Annotated in this window: 15 protein-coding genes; 13 read left to right on the top strand and 2 right to left on the bottom strand. The window is 48.4% G+C overall.

The features are described 5' to 3' along the window. The first annotated feature begins 173 nt into the window (after nt 1-173). The 8 genes from EDM54_RS25665 to EDM54_RS25625 all read left to right on the top strand — a co-directional run bounded on the left by EDM54_RS25665 (nt 174) and on the right by EDM54_RS25625 (nt 11,666). Nucleotides 174-3,671: a BadF/BadG/BcrA/BcrD ATPase family protein gene (locus EDM54_RS25665; RefSeq protein WP_122959079.1), complete on the top strand. Its 3,498-nt coding sequence runs from the start codon at nt 174-176 to the stop codon at nt 3,669-3,671. Between the two features lie 34 nt (nt 3,672-3,705). Further along, nucleotides 3,706-5,343 carry a 2-hydroxyglutaryl-CoA dehydratase gene (locus EDM54_RS25660; RefSeq protein ID WP_024984676.1) on the top strand — a complete coding sequence of 546 codons (1,638 nt, stop codon included), beginning with the start codon at nt 3,706-3,708 and terminating at the stop codon, nt 5,341-5,343. Nucleotides 5,344-5,405: 62 nt separating this feature from the next. Further along, the gene (locus tag EDM54_RS25655; protein WP_003390376.1) at nt 5,406-5,597 is read left to right on the top strand and encodes a hypothetical protein; all 192 of its coding nucleotides are present in this window, start codon (nt 5,406-5,408) and stop codon (nt 5,595-5,597) included. Nucleotides 5,598-5,762: 165 nt separating this feature from the next. After that, a complete protein-coding gene (locus EDM54_RS25650; protein WP_003390378.1) occupies nt 5,763-6,206 on the top strand; it encodes a MarR family winged helix-turn-helix transcriptional regulator in 444 nt (147 codons plus the stop codon). A 233-nt stretch (nt 6,207-6,439) separates the two neighbouring features. Next, nucleotides 6,440-7,270 (top strand): DUF4037 domain-containing protein, encoded by an 831-nt coding sequence (locus tag EDM54_RS25645; RefSeq protein WP_122959078.1) that lies wholly within the window; start codon nt 6,440-6,442, stop codon nt 7,268-7,270. A gap of 127 nt (nt 7,271-7,397) precedes the next feature. Beyond that, nucleotides 7,398-8,591, top strand: coding sequence for an MFS transporter (locus EDM54_RS25640; RefSeq protein WP_003390380.1), 1,194 nt, complete (start codon nt 7,398-7,400; stop codon nt 8,589-8,591). Nucleotides 8,592-8,922: 331 nt separating this feature from the next. Continuing rightward, nucleotides 8,923-9,795 carry an aminoglycoside 6-adenylyltransferase gene (locus tag EDM54_RS25635; protein ID WP_024984672.1) on the top strand — a complete coding sequence of 291 codons (873 nt, stop codon included), beginning with the start codon at nt 8,923-8,925 and terminating at the stop codon, nt 9,793-9,795. A 269-nt stretch (nt 9,796-10,064) separates the two neighbouring features. After that, nucleotides 10,065-11,666, top strand: a complete 1,602-nt coding sequence (locus EDM54_RS25625) for a M4 family metallopeptidase (protein ID WP_122959077.1) — start codon at nt 10,065-10,067, stop codon at nt 11,664-11,666. 138 nt (nt 11,667-11,804) lie between these two features. Here the strand turns inward: EDM54_RS25625 and EDM54_RS25620 are convergent, their stop codons facing one another. Continuing rightward, nucleotides 11,805-12,575 (bottom strand): ANT(4')-I family aminoglycoside nucleotidyltransferase, encoded by a 771-nt coding sequence (locus EDM54_RS25620; RefSeq protein WP_122959076.1) that lies wholly within the window; start codon nt 12,573-12,575, stop codon nt 11,805-11,807. Between the two features lie 512 nt (nt 12,576-13,087). On the opposite strand from EDM54_RS25620, the gene EDM54_RS25610 reads away from it, so the two are divergent. From EDM54_RS25610 to EDM54_RS25600, 3 genes are all read left to right on the top strand, one after another. Further along, the gene (locus EDM54_RS25610; protein WP_412679383.1) at nt 13,088-14,245 is read left to right on the top strand and encodes a glycoside hydrolase family 18 protein; all 1,158 of its coding nucleotides are present in this window, start codon (nt 13,088-13,090) and stop codon (nt 14,243-14,245) included. Nucleotides 14,246-14,673: 428 nt separating this feature from the next. Next, the gene (locus EDM54_RS25605) at nt 14,674-15,627 is read left to right on the top strand and encodes a ring-cleaving dioxygenase (RefSeq protein ID WP_003390386.1); all 954 of its coding nucleotides are present in this window, start codon (nt 14,674-14,676) and stop codon (nt 15,625-15,627) included. Next, the gene (locus EDM54_RS25600; RefSeq protein ID WP_031933001.1) at nt 15,624-16,229 is read left to right on the top strand and encodes an alpha/beta hydrolase; all 606 of its coding nucleotides are present in this window, start codon (nt 15,624-15,626) and stop codon (nt 16,227-16,229) included. Before EDM54_RS25605 ends, EDM54_RS25600 begins: the two co-directional genes overlap by 4 nt. A gap of 182 nt (nt 16,230-16,411) precedes the next feature. Here EDM54_RS25600 and EDM54_RS25595 read toward each other — a convergent pair whose 3' ends face one another. Next, the gene (locus EDM54_RS25595; RefSeq protein ID WP_003390388.1) at nt 16,412-16,807 is read right to left on the bottom strand and encodes an RrF2 family transcriptional regulator; all 396 of its coding nucleotides are present in this window, start codon (nt 16,805-16,807) and stop codon (nt 16,412-16,414) included. Nucleotides 16,808-17,581: 774 nt separating this feature from the next. Here EDM54_RS25595 and EDM54_RS25585 point away from each other — a divergent pair. After that, nucleotides 17,582-18,109, top strand: a complete 528-nt coding sequence (locus EDM54_RS25585; protein ID WP_122959080.1) for a hypothetical protein — start codon at nt 17,582-17,584, stop codon at nt 18,107-18,109. 100 nt (nt 18,110-18,209) lie between these two features. Further along, the gene (locus tag EDM54_RS25580) at nt 18,210-18,590 is read left to right on the top strand and encodes a hypothetical protein (protein ID WP_031933607.1); all 381 of its coding nucleotides are present in this window, start codon (nt 18,210-18,212) and stop codon (nt 18,588-18,590) included. Nucleotides 18,591-18,766 lie beyond the last annotated feature (176 nt).

The following is an 18,766-nucleotide window of genomic DNA, read 5'->3' as shown; positions in this document are numbered from 1 at the left end:
GTCGCCCCCTCCTACTCGATCTTCCAATTCCTTGTAAAAAGGCAACCTCTCCTGTTTTGCTTCAATCCGTCCCATCAAGACAAAGAATTGGAATTTAACATTTCCACTATGTATATATTGCTATCTTTATCCAAAAGATAATGAATGTATAAAGTGGAGCGAGGTGCATTTCCATGGAACAGCAAAGTGAAGACTTGGACTCCTTAATCATCGGGATTGACGTCGGTTCAACCACCGTCAAAGCGACTGTTGTGAACCCGAAAAACAAAGAAATCCTATGGTCAGACTATCAGCGCCATCATACGAAGCAAGCCGAAAAGGTCCTGGAGTTTTTGATCACCATTGGGAATGAGTTTGCCCATGTAAACCAGGATAAGATTCGCGTTTTCGTGACTGGCTCGGGGGGCGGCCCTATTGTGGAGCACATCGGGGCCAAGTTTGTCCAGGAAGTGAATGCAGTCACGATGGCAGTGGAGCAGCTTCACCCTGACGTGGGCAGTGTCATCGAGCTTGGCGGCCAGGATGCAAAAATCATTATTTTCAAGGCCAATGAGGAAACAGGGGACAAGCAGGCGCTGACTTCGATGAATGACAAGTGTGCATCAGGCACCGGAGCAACCATCGACAAGTGCATGATTAAAGTAGGGATGCCGATGGAGGAGGTAGGCAAGCTTCACTTTGACGACAGCAAATTGCACCATGTCGCTGCCAAGTGCGGAGTCTTTGCGGAAACAGACATCGTGAATCTGGTGAAAAGCGGCATTCCCTCGGCGGAGATCATGTGTTCTCTCGCGGATGCCATCGTGATGCAAAACCTGTCTGTTCTTACCCGGGGCAATACGCTGCGCCATCGCGTGCTTTTGCTCGGAGGTCCCAATACATACCTGCCTTTCCTGCAAGAATGCTGGCGAAAGCGCATTCCTGCGACTTGGGAAGAGCGGGGCTACGATTATCCCAAAGACATGCCGATAGACGAATTAATCTTCGTACCGGAAAATTCACAGTACTACGCAGCGTATGGAGCTGTCATGTACGGCATGCACGAACCGGCAGACGTCGGGACATATACCGGGCTGGAAGGCCTGAAGGAATTCATTGCGCACGGACGCAAGGCGAAATTGGGCGAAAATGCGGGTCCGCCGCTCGTAAAAAGTGCGGACGAATTGGAAGAGTTCCGCCGGTTGTACAGTATTCCGCGCTTTACGCCAGCTTCGTTTGAACCGGGTCAAAAGGTGCGAGCCGTCATCGGCCTGGACGGGGGTTCGACTTCCTCCAAAGCCGTGCTCGTAGATGAAAACGGCACGATTTTGCTGAAGGAGTACCAGTTGTCCAAAGGCAATCCGCTGGAAGACACCAAAGAAATGTTAAAGCGCATCGACGACAGAGTAAGGTCGCAGGGAGCCGAGCTTGAGATTATCGGATTCGGCGCCACAGGATACGCAGCGGATGTCCTGGAAAAAACGCTCAAGGCGGATGTCAACATTGTCGAAACCGTCGCCCATATGATGAGCGCTGTGCACGAGTTTGGCGATATCGATGTGATCTGCGATATCGGCGGTCAGGATATTAAGGTGCTCTTTTTGAAAAACGGGGACATCCGCAACTTCAGACTCTCAAACCAATGCTCCGCAGGAAACGGGATGCTCCTGCAGGCAATGGCAGATCAATTCGGCATACCGGTTCAAGAGTATGCGGAAACAGCTTTCAAGGCGGATCTCTCGCCCAAATATTCGTATGGCTGCGCCGTATTTTTGGATGCCGACCGTGTCAACTTTCAGAAGGAAGGCTATTCGAAAGAAGAATTGCTTGCCGGTCTCGCGCTTGTGTTGCCGAAAAACGTCTGGCAGTACGTGGTTCAGATTCCGCGTATGGCAGAGCTGGGACGCAAGTTTGTGCTCCAAGGCGGCACGCAGTACAACCTCGCTGCCGTCAAGGCACAGGTCGATTACATCAAGCAGCGCGTCCCTGATGCGGAAGTTTACGTGAATCCCCACCCGGGAGAAGCGGGAGCGATCGGTGCAGCGATGGAAACGTTGCGCGTGGTGAAACGACGGGGGTATTCCACGTTTTTGGGGCTGGATGCCGCGATCAATTTGCACTATATCTCCCGAAACGACGAATCCACCCGCTGCAATTTTTGTCCCAACCATTGCAGCCGAACGTTCATCGACTCGCAGACGCCGGACGGGCAAACCGCCCGCTATATTTCGGGATTCAGCTGCGAAAAAGGAACGGTGGAAGACAAGGAAGCCGTCATCCAGCTGACCCGGAAGCGGCAAGAACTGAAAAAGCACTTTCCGAATCTGGTGGAATACGAGGCGCAGCGCATGTACCAGCACTTCTACGATCCAGAGCCTATGCCGGATACCGATACAACCGTAGAAGATGTCCATCTCAAACGCACATGGCTCTGTCTGGGGGGCTTGCGCAAAACGGCATACCGCCGAGCTTTCCAGCGATCATCGATGGAAACGGCGGAGAGACGAAAACAGATTCGCATCGGGATTCCCCGCGTTCTCAATATCTGGTCGACCGCACCTTTCTGGCGGACCTATTTCGAGACGCTTGGCATCGACAAGAACAATATTGTTTTCAGCGACTTTACGAGCGAGGAAATGTGGCAGGAGGGGGGCAAATACGGCTCGATCGACCCCTGTTACCCGTCGAAAGTGGCACAGGCGCATATCCACAATTTATTGTTCAAGCACCATGAGCGAAAGCCGCTCGACTATATCTTCTTTCCGTGCATTACTCATATCCCGACCCATCTGCAAAATGTGATGGATTCATCGAGCTGTCCCATCGTGGCGGGAGCGCCAAACGTGATCAAGGCCGCCTTTACGAAAGAGGTAAATTTCTTTGAGACAAAAGGGGTGGCTTATCTCGATCCGGCCGTTACGTTTACGGAGCGGCACATGATGAAAAAGCAGTTGTTCGAGGCGTTTCAGGACTGTCTGCAAATCACGGAGGACGAAAGCGATTTTGCCGTGGAGCAGGGCGGGCGGGCGATGAATATTTTCGACGCCGAGATGCAGGAGCGGGGAAAAATGATCCTGGAGCAGGTGGAAAAGGAAAATCGCCTTGCCATTTTGATGATCGGCCGTCCCTACCATTCCGATCCCGGCCTCAATCACTCTGTATTGGAAGAATTCCAGGTGCTGGGCTATCCCATTCTCTCCATGCGCTCGATCCCCAAGGACGAAGAATGGCTGCGCCGCTTTTTCCGATCCGATCTGGAAAGCGGACGTGTGCAGCACGCGCTCGAAGTAAGCGATGTATGGCCAGAGAACTTCAGTTCCAACAGCGTGCAAAAGGTGTGGGCAGCCAAATTTGCCGCCCGTCACCCCAATGTGGCCGTATTGGACCTGTCCAGCTTCAAGTGCGGGCACGATGCGCCGACCTACGGCTTGATTGACTCGATCATTTCGACGGCGGGCACTCCATACTCCGCCTTGCACGATATCGATGCGAACAAACCGAGCGGGTCCATCAAGATTCGGGTGAAAACGTATGCCCACAGCCTGAGCCTGCATGAAGAACGCCTGGAGGATTTGGCCCGGAAAAAAGCGGAGCTTCAGCAGCGTTTGGAGAAAAAACGGCTGGAACTGCTTGGTTTGCAGACGAAAGAGACATCCTATGAAGAGAAGAACCTCTCGCAAGCAGGCAACTAGAATACGATTTCCACAGGAAAGAGGCGAACATCAGATGTCAACGACGAAGGAAACACCCGCGGCCAAAGACTCTCTGGAAAATGAATTGCTTCGCTATCAGGAAGAGCAGGCTCTGGCACTCGGGCTGCAGCAGGAACAAAAAGCACAGTGGTTTGATCCGGTTCCCCGTCAGTTTTTGGCAAAGGATAAAGCAAGCACGACCATCCTATTCGGCGGACTGACCATGGCTCATGACTATTTGGTGGAAGGAGCTTTGGCGGGCCTCGGCTACACGGTTCGGCACATGGATTGTCCGGATAATGAGTCGCTGCGCTTCGGCAAGGAGTTCGGCAACCGCGGCCAGTGCAATCCGACGTATTTCACCGTAGGGAATCTCATCAAATACCTGACTCATTTGCGAGATGTGGAAGGCAAATCAAAAGAAGAAATCGTCCGGAATTATCTGTTCGTGACGAGCGGTTCTTGCGGGCCGTGCCGGTTCGGCACGTATGTCACGGAATACCGCAAAGCGCTCCGCGATGCCGGGTTTGACGGATTCCGCGTGCTGTTGTTCCAGCAGCAGAGCGGCCTAAAACAGGCAACCGGCGGGGAATCCGCGCTGAAACTGGATTCCTCGTTCTTTATCAGCTTTGTAAAAGCGTTTTTGCTGGGGGATATTTTGAACGCGCTGGCTTACCGCATCCGCCCTTACGAGGTAGAAGCCGGCGCGACCGATGCCGTCATGGAGCGCTGCAAAAAGATCCTGTATGATGCCTTGCGTGACCGAAAATGGCTGATTCCCGCGTTGATCAAATGCCGAAAAGAACTGGAGAGCATTCAGGTAGACCGTACGCGTGTCAAGCCGAAAGTGAGCATTATCGGAGAATTTTGGGCGATGACAACCGAAGGAGACGGAAATTATCAGCTCCAGCGTTTTCTCGAAAAGGAAGGGGCTGAAGTGGATGTCCAATCGCTGACAGCCTGGGTGCTGTATCTGATCTGGGAAGGGCGCTACGATACGATGAAGCGGATGAAGCTCCGGGGAGAAGATGCCGGGCGTTACGGACTGGAAGGAAAGAACCCCGTCAAGCGCCTGCGGATGCTTTGGGTTGCAGACCGGGTCCTGCGCGTCATGTTCCAGACCTATGCCAAAGCGATCGGCCTCCATGATTATCACCTGCCCGACATGGACGAGGTTGCCCGCGTTGCCCATGACCACTACAACAATCATCTCCGCGGCGGAGAAGGGCATATGGAAGTAGGCAAGCTGATTCTCAACGTGAAGAAGCGGAAGGTAAACATGACCATTTCGGTCAAGCCGTTTGGCTGCATGCCGTCTTCCGGCGTTTCTGACGGGGTGCAATCGTTGATCACGGAAAAATACCCGGACGCCATTTTTCTCCCCATCGAAACGACGGGTGATGGAGCGATCAACGTTTATAGCCGCGTTCAGATGATGCTGTTCAAGGCCAAGCAGGCTGCTCAAAAAGAATTTGATGAAGCCCTGGCCAAAAAAGGGGTGACCGCCAATCAGCTTCGGAGGTTGATGCAACGGTCTTCATTTGCGCATCCTTTGCAAACGAGCCCCCACGTCGTTGCTTGTACCGCGGCAAATGCTGTCTACGGCTTGAACAAATACAACGGATTTTTCTTCCGGAGAAACAATAAGGTCATGGAAGAAGTGCCTCAATAATCATTTAGGGGCATCCTACTCAGGAAGAAACAAAGTACGCTGTATGGGAGGTGTAAGCGTCTATGGCACCAGAGAGAGAATTTCCGGAAGCTATGCGCAGTATCGGAGTTCCGAGTGAAATGAGTCCGACTCAGGAGACCAATGATGCTCCGTTCGTGGAAATCAGGGCGCCGCTGCGTTTTGGAGAATCCGTGGAAAACAGCGATCCTTCGGCACAAGACACTGCTCAGGAAGAGCAATTTGAAATTGAGTAAAACGCAGACTGCCTCATTGTCGCAATGATGGCTCTCCCCACAGCAAAGGTAATTTTGTTCAGCCTGCTTGCTTCAAGGGGGGCATCACACATAATGAGGCAGTCTTCTTTTCTATTAGTTTCATCTCATATTGACAAGAACCTGTCATAATGGAATAATACTGACATGACCAAATTGAACCCGAATGGAAAAGCTTTCACCGAACTTGTCCTAGAAGTCTTTCGCCTGAATGGCCGCTTGCTGGAGGCAGGAGATCGCCTGACCCAGCCTGTAGGCCTTAGCAGTGCTCGTTGGCAGATACTTGGGGTAGTCGAACATGGGCCGATAACCGTCGCTCATGTCGCCCGTATTATGGGATTGACCCGTCAAAGTGTACAGCAAACTGCCAATTCCTTGGAAAAGGAGGGGTTGATCGAGTTTCTCGAGAACCCGCACCACCGTCGTTCCAAGCTGATGGCCATGACTCCAGAGGGAAGAAAAGCTCTTGATTATACACAAGAGCAACATGCGGTTTGGGCAAACAAGATAGGGGAAGAACATGATCTTGATTGCTTGCGTGCTGCCGTGGACGTGCTTCGTCAAGTAAGCAAAAGCCTCAGTCACGAATGATCCACATTTCTATGTCGATTGGACTTGATAGAAACGCAGGAAAGGACAAGTTTTTTTAACTGCCTACGATCTTCAGCTTGGCTTTTGTTTGATTCTGGACCGTGATGATTTGCACGAATACGACTGGCTATTCATTTGTAAAGGTTACTTGAAGGAGTTGCCACTGCAACTCCTTTTTCCGTTCACCTGGCCAATGGAGTTTGAAATTGAATCTTCCTAAAAAGGAGATCAATATGACTGAACAATTGTTCATTGAAGACGTTGTTGAACGGCTTCAGGGTGTACCTGGCACAGAAGGAATCGTGCTGGGCGGCGCAAACGCGAGAGGGAACCAGCCTCAAAGCTCCGGTACGACTTTTGTGATTTATTATGACAGTCAATCTGGTATGGCTGTTCATGAGATTTTCAAATTAGCAACAACGATGGATGATGTGGAGGGAAAGTTTCTGCTTACATCGATGGGAGAGTGGAGACCCTGGATGAACCTAGGAGTTACGGTTTCCGTACAGCAATCCCCAGTGAAATTTCTATTCAGAGATGTACGCAAGCTTTCTGATGTCATTGACGAGTGCAACCAGGGAATCGTAAACATTGAATATCAAATCGGCCATCCTCACTGTTTTACCAACGTCATCTATCTGGGGGAAATCTCCCTTGGCGAAATCATTTGGGATCGAAGCGGCAAACTGGCTGTACTGAAGGAAAGGACCAAACCGTATCCTTCGGCACTCAAGCAATTCATCATCGAAAGGTTTTTGTGGGAGGCGTCCTATTCCCTGCAGGCAGCGGCCAAAAGCGTTTCAAAAAAAGACTTCTCCTACACGGCAGGCCATTGCTATCGAGTCATTACCTGTTTGCACCAAGTATTGTTTGCGTTAAATGAAGTGTATGGTCCACATGAAATGGAGGCAGCAGATCTCGTGGACTCTTTAGAAATTGCGCCGCCCAATTATAAATCCAGAGTAAACGAGGCCTTTCGCCTGCTGAACACAGATCGCAAGCAAACAGAGACGGCACTGGATATTCTCCGCAGCCTGCTGAATGAAACGGTTTTGCGTATATAAAAAGGGGTAGATGATCAAAGCTACTGTATCTCCAACTAATCGGTTTTCTCGGAAGCACAATCCAGCACAGGCAAACCGGCTTTCTCACTACGTAAATCCGGACAGCTACTGAAAGAGAGGATACATGATGACAGCAGATCAACGAAAAAAGATGGTCATTTTAATGATCAATATGTTTATTGCGATTGGAAGCTTTGGCATCATCATTCCAATCTTGCCAGCCTATTTGGCGTCGATCAATCAAGGCGGAACTGCAGCAGGACTGATGATCGCCATTTTTGCAGGCTCCCAGCTCGTTTTTTCACCGATCGCCGGGAAGTGGGCTGATCAATATGGCCGAAGAAAAATGATCATTTATGGACTAGCGGGCTTAACGCTCTCCATGTTCGTTTTTTACGGTTTTGATTCGATTTGGTGGCTTTACGCTTCTCGCGTTATCGGAGGCATAGGCGCGGCACTGCTGATTCCGGCCATTTTTGCCTACATCGCAGACATTACTACTCTGGATCAACGGGCAAAAGGCAACAGTCTCGTCTCTGCTGCCATGTCGCTGGGCATCGTCATTGGACCCGGGATCGGCGGATTTTTGGCGGATTATGGATTGAAGACTCCCTTTCTCATCTCGGCCGTCGTATCGCTTGTTGCCGTCATTTTTTCCGTTGCTGTTCTGAAGGAAAGTGCTGCCAAGCTCGCCTCGGGGGATAGAGGGGCGGTCAAAGACGATGAATCCATGATCAGAAAAATATTCCGTTCCGTGAAGATGCCATTCTTCATACCGCTTGTCATTACGCTTGTAATGAGCTTCGGGTTGATGGCCTATGAGTCTGTCCTTGGACTTTATGTCGACAATCAGTACGGCGCAACACCGCAAGAAATCGCCTTGATGGTTACAACTACCGGTATCGTCAGCGTCATCGTACAGCTCTTCATCGTCGACCGTGTCGTTCGTCGTTTTGGGGAAGGGACCGTCTTGAATATCTTTTTGGGAGTAGCCGCGATCGGTTTCCTCCTTTCCCTATTTGCAACCAGCTATTCGCTGTTTTTTGGCATTACCCTGTTGATCTTCCTTGCGACCTCCATCCTTCGTCCTGTTTTAAATACACTCATTTCCAAGCTGGCGGGCGATGAACAAGGGTTCGCCATGGGGATGAACAACGCCTATATGAGCATCGGGAATGTGCTTGGGCCTACACTTGCCGGCACACTGTATGACATTCAAATCACATATCCGTTCATGCTTGGTCTCGTTCTATTGGTGTTGACATTGCTTACAACCATGGTCTGGCAGAGACGTTATCTCAAACAAAATGCTGTGAATTGACTTTCTCATACGGACACAAAAATGCCGCTTTATTCTCTATATAGAAGCGGCATTTTCGTTGCTTTCCGGTGTCTCGCCGTTTTTACAGTCTGGATCGTGTCTATTATGGAAGCCGAGGCTGCTCATTGTATCGGATGCAGATCACCATTTATAATAAAAGGATCAAGAAGAGAACATTCATTCCGAGGAGGAATTATTGATCGTGAAAAAAATGTTGGATAAATTGTAACACTACCGTCTGACTTTTCCTTATGCTTTTCGTATTCGCGGGCCGCCAGCCCGTATTCTAATCATTACGAATAACACATAGAATACGGAGGGTGCAGCGAATATGAGAACCGAAAAAGAAATGATGGACTTCATTCTAAAAGTTGCAGCGGACGATGAACGTGTTCGCGTCGTTACGTTGGAAGGCTCCAGAACCAACCCGAACGTCCCCAGGGATTTTTTTCAGGACTACGACATCAGCTTTCATGTCACGGAAATGGATTCCTTTCTGCAAAATCCCGGTTGGGTCGATATGTTCGGAGAGCGCATCATCATGCAGACTCCTGAAGCCATGGCCATGTTCCCACCCGAGTTGGGCAGGCGTTTCTCTTACCTGATGCTGTTCACGGACGGGAACCGGATCGATTTGACTTTGATTCCACTGGATGAGAAGGACGAATACTGCAAAGAAGACAAGCTGATGATGGTATTGATGGACAAAGACAACTGCTTCCCCAAAGTCCTGCCTCCCACTGATGAAGACTATTGGGTAAAGCGTCCGTCAGCCGCGTATTTTTACGACTGCTGCAATGAGTTTTGGTGGGTTTCAACGTATGTGGCCAAAGGGCTGTGGAGAAAGGAATTTTTATTTGCCCAGGATCACCTGAACCAATTCGTCAGACCGATGCTGATCAAGATGCTGGAATGGCAAGTCGGTATCCAGACTGATTTTTCAGTCAGCGTCGGCAAGAACGGCAAATACCTGGATACATATCTGTCCGAGAAAACCTGGCAGGAGCTCATGTCCACATACGAGAACGGTACCTATGAGGGCGTCTGGAGATCTCTGTTCACGATGGGGGCCTTGTTCCGCAGAACTGCCCAGGATGTAGCGAGGCATTTGAAATTTGAATACCCTCTTGAAGAAGACCGGCGCGTCACGGATTATCTAAAGCGCGTGCAAAACTTGCCGCGGAACGCCACCGCATTTATATGATTGCAAAAGTGGAGAAATGCAGGAGAATGGACGACAATTCTCGGGAAAAATCGTGCAATTTCTTGGCGCCGGTGTAATCCGGCGTTTTTTTATGTTCAAAAGGAGGCGGGAATCAGGCGTGTCGGGCCGGGAATTTTCCGCTGTCGATAAGGCAGAATATGTCGATAAAAAATATTGCTATCGGAAAGGAATTTTTTAGGGGAAAGGCCAATATAAAGAATAGTGTAATTTTACCAAATATTATAATTATTGGGAGGTAAGATGTTCACATGAAAAAGTCTGTATGGAAAAAAGGCTTTGCGTTGACCGTCGCCCTGTCCACCATGACTGCAGTTCCTCTGGCTCACCCTTGGTCCGCCATGGCTAAATCGTCTGGCGTTCAGTACCACGAGGAGTTTGAAACACCTGAATTCATCGCGGAACCGTTCGAAGCAGACGGCTTGGAGGGAGAAGATCTGATCTGGTCGTTTTTGGAGTCGTATCAGAAGGATTTTCAGATCAAGGGAGATGTCCAGGAGCACTTCAAACTGCTGGAAGAAGTGGAAAACGAGGAGACGAATACGCGCCACTACCGTCTGCAGGAAATGTACAATGGCATTCCGATTTACGGATACCAGCAAACCGTTCACGTTGATGAAGATGGCAATGTGACGTCGTTTCTCGGACAGTTCGTTCCGAATGTGAAAGAAAACAAAAAACTGAGCAGAAAAGCAAAGCTCAACGAAGAAAAGGCGCTGAAAAAGGCACTGGCCGACCTTGAGGACGAAGTGGGAGAAGTAGAGGAGTTCGAAGTCGAGCCTCAGCCGGAACAGTACATTTATGTGCACGATGGAGAAACTTATTTGGCATATGCCATAGAGTTTAACTTCCTGGAGCCGGAGCCAGGCCGCTGGATGTACTTTGTTGACGCGCACACAGGGGACATCATCAACAAGTACAACACGATTGATACGGTGACAGGCACTGGCGTAGGGGTATTGGGAGACGAAAAAAGCTTTGAGACGACAAGACAAAGCAGCACCAGCTATGTCATGAGGGATACGACGAGAGGAAGCGGCATCGAAACCTACACAGCCCGCAATGCAACCAGCCTGCCTGGCACGCTGATGTCTGACAGTGACAATCACTGGACAGATGGAGCGGCTGTTGATGCCCACGCTTACGCTCAGCGAACCTATGATTACTTCAGAGATGCTCACGGACGCAACAGCTTCGACGGGAATGGCTCGAAAATTCGCTCAACGGTGCATTACTCCCGCAATTACAACAATGCCTTCTGGAACGGTTCCCAAATGGTGTATGGCGATGGTGACGGCAGAACCTTTATCTCTCTTTCGGGCGGTCTTGATGTCGTAGCCCATGAGCTGACACACGCCGTTACGGAACGGACAGCCGGCTTGATTTATCAAAATGAATCAGGGGCACTGAATGAATCGATGTCGGATATTTTTGGAGCTATGGTCGACGACGATGATTGGCAGATGGGAGAGGATATTTACACCCCAGGAACTCCGGGAGACGCGCTTCGCTCCCTGGAGGACCCGACGCTGTACGGCGACCCTGACCATTACAGCAAGCGCTACACAGGCTCCCAGGACAACGGCGGCGTACACATCAACAGCGGAATCAACAACAAGGCTGCCTACCTGCTCGCGGAAGGCGGCACCCACTACGGCGTAACCGTCCAAGGCATCGGACGTACGGATACGGCTAAAATCTACTACCACGCACTGACATACTACCTGACTCCATATTCCAACTTCTCGGCGATGCGCCGTGCCGCGATCCAGGCGGCAACCGACCTGTTCGGGGCGAATTCCGATCAAGTACGGTCGGTAATAGCTGCTTATGATGCTGTAGGTGTGAAATAAGAGCAGGCATGAAAAAGACAGGCGGCGCAATGCTGCCTGTCTTATCGTTTCGGTCCATGATTGATACGTGCAAAATGGAGCCGCTACAACACCATCTCATCCACGAATCAGCCGTACTGGCATTGGCAATTTGCCATTTCAAAAAGGAATTCGCTTCGAAATCAATACATAGCCGTGTTCACCTGCCCAGTCTACAAGGCCGCTCCAGAAAGCTTCACACACCGAAACGACCTTCGCTGGTTCCGCCAAATCCCCGGACATAACCAACCTGGCTACATCGTCGAACCCTGCAGGACGATTTGGCAGTTGCAGCGATTCGGGAAGCACCATAGAGCCCGTCGAGAAAAGCCTTTGATTGTGCAAGCCGATCAGCATGGCCCCGGATTCGGCAAATTGCATGGCCAAATAGGGCAAATACGTATGCGGCCCGTTTCGACTTGCATTTCTAAGCTTTCCAATGAATTCGCACATTTCACCAACGAGGACTTCATTGATTGCATTTTTGAAGTCTTCCCTGGCCGGCGATTCAGCCGCTTTTCTGAGGGTCGAAAAAAAACCATCAGGATCATACAGACTGAGCGGGGAAAAGAAGGGTCCATGGGTCAAAGGCCATTGACCTTCTACTGTAGAAGCGTTTTTTAACAGCACATCCGCACTCAAGACATTAACTTCAGCTTTCCACGGTCCTGTCGACCATTCATAGCTGTAGTCCACTGGTTCACTTGACTCCTTCAGCACGCAAAACATCTCAATATCCGAAAAAGGGCCGTCTGTCCCTCGGGAAACCGAGCCGTAGACCCCGATCGCTGCGATTTTTTCTCCGAAAACCTCATGCAGTCTCGCAGCAATTTCCACGCAGATTTGAAGTCTTTCCCTTCTCGAAATGGCAACAGGTCCATTCATGTTCATTTCCGTGCATCTCCCTTTGTTTTGTGATGGGTTGATACGAGCACATGAATGGAGGGCCACGGTCTTAACGGGGGACTTTCTTTGGGTGCATGCGTATTCCTCCGATGCGTTTCCTTTTGGGAATTGTACCCAATCAGAGCTCTTTTGGCAAGGAGAGCGCTCATCACAACAAAACAGAACTCTTGCATCTCAGGATTACGGCTGGGATGAGGCTCATTTATCGGCAGGCAATCATTCCCTCATCTTCCCAGATTAAAGAAATCCGTTACGCCAATATTAAAGGTGTATAACTGCTTATTTAAGGGAAAAGCGGGGGAATCAACAACATGATCAAACATTTTTTCATCACCGTAGGGGTAATCATCTGTCTGTTTGCAATGCCAGTAACCGGTCATGCACAGGTAATTCATGAAGTGCGATATGGAGATAGCTTGACCAAGATCAGTCAGCAATACAAAGTGGCTGCGAGAGAGATTACCAGGCTAAACGGATTGGCGAGAAATGCCCGTCTTGTGCTTGGACAGGCGCTTTTGCTTCCGGGATCGACTTATATTGTTCAACCCGGCGATAGCCTCTGGGAGATTGCCAAGCGTCATTCCCTTACCGAAGAAGTGTTAATGAAAAGCAATCATTTGAAAAATGCGGTTCTTGTCCCGGGACAGAAATTACAAATCCCTCGTCCGCCAAAAACAACGCTATGGACAGGGCCGTTTCTTATACCGAAAAATAAAAACTTCAACGAATGGATTCTAAACTATTATCAAAAAACGATTTCAAGTGTGTTCATTTTTGAGTATCGGCCGGACTATGAAGGGAATTTGCAAGCTGAACCAAACGTTCAGCAGGACAATCATGCGAAACTGGCATGGAAGAAAAACAAGCCGCCTTATGCAACAATTACGAACCTCAGTCCAAAGGGCTTCGATCCGGATCTTACTCATCGATTGATGAGTACAGACAAGCTGCGTAAAAAATTGATCAACAACATCCACTCTCTTTTACACTACAATCATTACAAAGGGGTTATCATCGATTTTGAACGAGTGTATCCAAAAGATCGTCGCTACCTGAATAAATTTATAAAGGAATTGGCCAATAAACTTCACCCTTCGAATATGGAAGTTCTCATCGCCGTCCCGCCTTTGGAGGGAGACAAAAATCCTTCCTATGCAGCGGCATACGATTATAAAACACTTGGCAAATACGTCGATAAAATCTTCCTGATGACCTATGATTGGCATTGGCCCGGAGGCCCGTCCGGCCCGATTGCGCCAATAAACAGGGTACGGGCAACTTTGGATTATGCCGTATCCGTCGTCCCGCGTTCCAAATTGATGCTTGGTGTGCCCAATTATGCATATGACTGGACGATATCGGGAGACACGAAAAAAGGGACGGCTTATTCCGTACAGCGAGCCATCGAAATCTATATGACCAAAGAAAGCCAGATTCATTACGACGAAGCAGCTTCTTCGCCATGGTTCCGTTATGTAGATGAGCAGGGTGCGCTCCACGAGGTATGGTTCGAGGATCCCCGCAGTCTCCTGGCAAAATACCGTTTGATTAAAGAATACAAATTAACAGGGGGAGGGTGCTGGCACCTCGGCCTCTCGATCCCGCAAACAGAAGAACTCTTGCTTGAAGAATTCCACATCGCTAATCAGACTTGAAAACTGCCGCATGGAAAAATGGCTATCAGGGGTTGCTCTTGCAATTGAGACCATCCACGATAGCCACTTTTGCTTACTTGCAAATCGGTTTTGGCTCTGGAACCGGTTGAATCTTCGTTTGAAAGCAATTGACTGGGCCATAAGCACTTTTTAGGCCCACAACCTGCTGACAGAACAAAGATTTTCACACAGGTAAAAGTGGATGTAAGATTTGACAAGCAGCCTAATTCGGTTTAAAATAATCTCAAATTAAAAATATATAAAATCAAGATATTTCTCGCTTAGGAAAGAAAACCTGGTTCTTTTCCAAACATGGGCCGATCTTTATAAGCCCAATCATTTTTTAAACAATTATCTCAAAATCGAGATATATGGATGAATGGTGTGAGAAATACTGGTGATGAATTCATCTGAAAGGAGTTTTACCAATGGGCAATCAAACAACAGCAGGTATTCACCATATCACTGCAATCGTGGGAAACCCGCAAGAAAACGTGGATTTTTACGCAGGTATTCTGGGCTTGCGCTTAGTCAAAAAGACGGTAAATTTTGATGATCCCGGAACCTATCATTTGTATTTTGGAAACAAGGGAGGTCATCCGGGAACCATTATGACGTTCTTTCCCTGGCCGGAAGCCTACCCGGGACAGATCGGCACCGGTCAAGTCGGCGTGACGACCTTCGTTGTTCCCGAGAACGCCTTGGATTTCTGGGAAAAACGGCTCTCTGCCTTTCATATTGCTGTCAAAAGAGAACAGCGATTCGGTGAGGATTACCTTCAGTTTACGGATCCTCATGGTCTTTTGCTGGAGATTGTCGCTCGCAAAGAAGGCCCCGAAAGCCAGTGGGAATTCAATGGCATCCGGAAGCAAGAAGCGATCAAGGGGTTTGGGGGCGCGATCCTGTACAGTGCAGCTCCTCAGCAAACCGCGGATTTGCTTGAGCGGGTCATGGGCCTGGAGAAAGTCGGCGAGGAAGGGGATTACGTAAGATTTCGGGCCAAAGGCGATCTTGGCAATGTCATCGATATCAAACTGACAGACATTCCCCAAGGCCAGATGGGGGTAGGTACCGTTCACCACATTGCCTGGCGGGCCAAGGATTTCGAGGAGCATCAAGAATGGCAAAAACATGTAGCGAAGCACGGTTTTTCCCCTACCAAAATTGTGGATCGCCAATATTTCAACGCGATCTATTTCCGTGAAACAGGGGGCTTGCTGTTCGAAATCGCGACGGACCCGCCTGGCTTTGATCGCGACGAGCCGGCCGACATCATGGGAGCACAGCTCATGCTGCCTGAATGGCTCGAGCCAAAACGGGGCATCATCGAAGATCTTCTCATGCCGATTGCCGTGCGGGAAGTGAAGGAGGAACAAGCATGAAGCATATTTTTCAAGAGGGAAAAGATGCAAGCAAGCCGACGCTGCTTTTGTTGCACGGCACAGGAGGCGATGAGACGGACTTATTGCCGGTAGCCGGAATGATTGACGATACCGCCTCGATTTTGGGGGTGCGGGGAAATGTAATGGAGAATGGGATGCCGCGATTTTTTCGAAGAATCGCTGAAGGGATTTTCGATGAACAGGACCTTGTTTTCCGGACGAAGGAGCTGTACGATTTTCTCGATGAAGCTGCGCGCAACTACGGTTTCGACCGCGACCATGTGATTGCCGTGGGGTATTCCAACGGGGCAAACATCGCGGGCAGTCTTCTTTATCACTACGCAGCTGCATTAAAGGGCGCCATTTTATTTCATCCCATGGTTCCTCGGCGCGGAATCGAGTTGCCCGATTTGTCGGGTACTCCGGTCTTTATCGGAGCAGGTACAAACGACCCGATTTGCAAACCGGAAGAGACGAAGGAATTGGCCGAAAGCTTGGAACTCGCTGGTGCCGTTGTCGAGATTCATTGGGAAAGCTTTGGCCACCGCTTGACCCAATCCGAGGTCGAGAAGGCGGCTTTATGGTACACGCAGATGAAATAAACGATGATTGAAAAGGTACACAATCGAAAGCGATCCTAAACCGAACGATAGACAAGGCGGCCATTTTTGGCTGCCTTTTTGTGCAGGACAGCATCTTCCGCGTGTGTAGTGGGAGCGATTATCGGCTGTGTAAGAACCAAATCGCTTTACGCTCTGTCATGGACAAGTAATATGCATCTTTGCTAGCCTTTCAACTGTTTAACCAGGTCAGAAATTTTTTTGTTTTTCAGGGCCTGCTCCATTTGCCGCTCGGCGTCAATTACCACCTGCTGAATCAGGCACTCGCTGCCATGATTAAAGCTGCATTCAAATAGAGAAGATGTTCCTTCGATCGCATGGATAACATCCAGAAAGGAAATCTCGTCTCGGTTGCGTTTGAGTCGGTATCCGCCATTCGCGCCTGATACGGAGGTGATAAGCCCTGCTTTAACCAGTTTGGTCAGCATTTTTGAAAGATAGGTCTGGGAAACACCCAGTTTCTCGGCTAGAATCTGAACACTCACAGGTTTGTCTGGCGTTTCAGCCATGAGATATAACATCGCATGGAGAGCGTAGTCGGTTGCTTGTGAAAATTTCATAAGACACCTCTTATAATGGACTTCACTTATCTATGATAGAGTTTATTTGGGCATAAAGCAAGCCAAGAAGCACTTGTCCATTTACAAGACAGAAGACTATTTTCCTATCGAAGAAATGTACCATTTTGCAACCGCAAAGATCCGTGAAATTGATGAGAACATTGAACGATTGAACAAGTTTAAAGCCATATTGGAGCTGGTGGAACATAAAACTTATTCTGGTACGACACCATCCAAAAACGAGTGTCCGATCATCAAAACACTTACGAGGACTTTGATCACGACCGTTTAACCGCGATCGTCCACCGACGGCCGATTGAGTATGCCTATTATCTTGCAATGTCTCGAAAAAGCAACAAGACCGAGATAGGGTAGGGCCAGAAAAACTCGAAATGACAAAGGGAAAGCGTTTATGACATAAAAAAGTCGGTTGTCACCAGGCTAAGGGTGCAACCGGCTTTCTTATATGTCAAAAGGAAAGAAGAAGAATGTATCGAATAACAGAGGATGACTAAGCGAGCAAAGACGAGCGGATTCCCGAGGGGAACAGCAGTGCATTCTGATCTGGTTTCGGCATCGGATGGACAAGCTCCGTTTTGATGAAAAGTGGGTGTTTCAGTTAAGGAGAACAAGGTTTTCAACCGGGAAAAAATTAGAGAGCATTTTATTAGAGTGGAAATACAAAAAGAGCCAGCAATTCCAGTATAGTGACCCTCAAACAGGTAAAACGGCAGGAGATACTATAATTTCGATGTTGATTAGGGGATGAAAGAAATGCAGGTACAATTTAAACCAGGCTATGGACTACTAGCGCATAACGAATCGATCGATGGAATTGCTGATATTTTAAAATGCTTTCTTCGCGAAGACGAACGATTATTGTTTTCCTTCTATGAAAGAAATATTGATTTCATTCATGAGTCTGATAAGGATTTTATTCTTAAAAGGCAAATATTCACCAATTCCAATTGGGTATTGCCTTGGGAAGAATCTATTCCCCATTGGGATGGTCCAAATAACACTCCCCCAAAATTAATATGGTTTTACGCCAATGAGAAACAAGACATAAAAAAAGCCATTGGAATCGATTTTCTCTTTCGATGTGTAACACTGAAAAAGGGGAATCGTTTTGAACAATATTCCAACGTTCTCTTTCAAGAAGAATATTATGTAACTGTTGATGAGACAGAGGAGTACGATCATTGTATTGGTTTCACTGAAAAAAAGGACGACTTTCTAACCAAAACATTGCCAATACTAAGAAGCAATATTTCTGCAAAAATTGATGTACTACACTCTTAAATCATTGACCTTGAGGGGAATTCCGATTAACGTAATTTAGCGAAGCCGCTTGATTCAATCAAACAGCTTTATATTTGGACCATAATCTAGGAGGATCCCTATGATCCCTTACGAAATTGTTTTTGATGATAAAGCGGATAAGCTGCGAATCCGCTTGCCTGATCACTTATTGTTGGTAGAAGAATTTTTAGAGATCGAGATTCTATCGGACCTCGCGAAGGACGTAATCTTAGACAGGATACAACGAGTGGTATCTGGGAAAGAGGAAGTATCAGATGGTACTGGAAATTTATACAGCTCCGAAATAAGAAAAGATGATACCCGAATCTATAATTCATACGTTGAGGCGCAACTGGAAGCGGGTATTGACACTGGTGAGGAGTTAGAGTCGTTCATAGAGACTAAACATTTTGCCGAACTGCTTACGATTTGGATGGACGCCCTAAACGAGCATAGAAAAAATCGCAACTCAAAGAAGTGATTTTATAAGAGCAAGAAGAGCGTCGACCCGGAACTATGTAGAGTGGGAGAGAGGAGAATAGAAATCAGAATGTAGATCGAATAGCAAACACCGAGTAACCGAGTAGATGAATTAATACAGATATTATACTTAATAGTCTGAAAGTACTGTTCTTATGTGTTTATGGCAGACTAAAA

The organism is Brevibacillus borstelensis, from assembly GCF_003710865.1.
Classification (GTDB): Bacteria; Bacillota; Bacilli; order Brevibacillales; family Brevibacillaceae; genus Brevibacillus; species Brevibacillus borstelensis.
Note: the sequence above shows the minus strand (reverse complement) of the source record. Positions and strands in the feature narration are given on the sequence as shown.

What these genes read in the sequence shown, in the direction of transcription:
- EDM54_RS25665 (WP_122959079.1), top strand. Translation starts at nt 174, where the DNA reads ATGGAACAGCAAAGTGAAGACTTGGACTCCTTAATCATCGGGATTGAC.
- EDM54_RS25625 (WP_122959077.1), top strand. Translation starts at nt 10,065, where the DNA reads ATGAAAAAGTCTGTATGGAAAAAAGGCTTTGCGTTGACCGTCGCCCTG.
- EDM54_RS25660 (WP_024984676.1), top strand. Translation starts at nt 3,706, where the DNA reads ATGTCAACGACGAAGGAAACACCCGCGGCCAAAGACTCTCTGGAAAAT.
- EDM54_RS25605 (WP_003390386.1), top strand. Translation starts at nt 14,674, where the DNA reads ATGGGCAATCAAACAACAGCAGGTATTCACCATATCACTGCAATCGTG.
- EDM54_RS25650 (WP_003390378.1), top strand. Translation starts at nt 5,763, where the DNA reads ATGACCAAATTGAACCCGAATGGAAAAGCTTTCACCGAACTTGTCCTA.
- EDM54_RS25635 (WP_024984672.1), top strand. Translation starts at nt 8,923, where the DNA reads ATGAGAACCGAAAAAGAAATGATGGACTTCATTCTAAAAGTTGCAGCG.
- EDM54_RS25655 (WP_003390376.1), top strand. Translation starts at nt 5,406, where the DNA reads ATGGCACCAGAGAGAGAATTTCCGGAAGCTATGCGCAGTATCGGAGTT.
- EDM54_RS25580 (WP_031933607.1), top strand. Translation starts at nt 18,210, where the DNA reads ATGATCCCTTACGAAATTGTTTTTGATGATAAAGCGGATAAGCTGCGA.
- EDM54_RS25585 (WP_122959080.1), top strand. Translation starts at nt 17,582, where the DNA reads ATGCAGGTACAATTTAAACCAGGCTATGGACTACTAGCGCATAACGAA.
- EDM54_RS25640 (WP_003390380.1), top strand. Translation starts at nt 7,398, where the DNA reads ATGACAGCAGATCAACGAAAAAAGATGGTCATTTTAATGATCAATATG.
- EDM54_RS25600 (WP_031933001.1), top strand. Translation starts at nt 15,624, where the DNA reads ATGAAGCATATTTTTCAAGAGGGAAAAGATGCAAGCAAGCCGACGCTG.
- EDM54_RS25595 (WP_003390388.1), bottom strand. Translation starts at nt 16,807, where the DNA reads ATGAAATTTTCACAAGCAACCGACTACGCTCTCCATGCGATGTTATAT.
- EDM54_RS25620 (WP_122959076.1), bottom strand. Translation starts at nt 12,575, where the DNA reads ATGAACATGAATGGACCTGTTGCCATTTCGAGAAGGGAAAGACTTCAA.
- EDM54_RS25645 (WP_122959078.1), top strand. Translation starts at nt 6,440, where the DNA reads ATGACTGAACAATTGTTCATTGAAGACGTTGTTGAACGGCTTCAGGGT.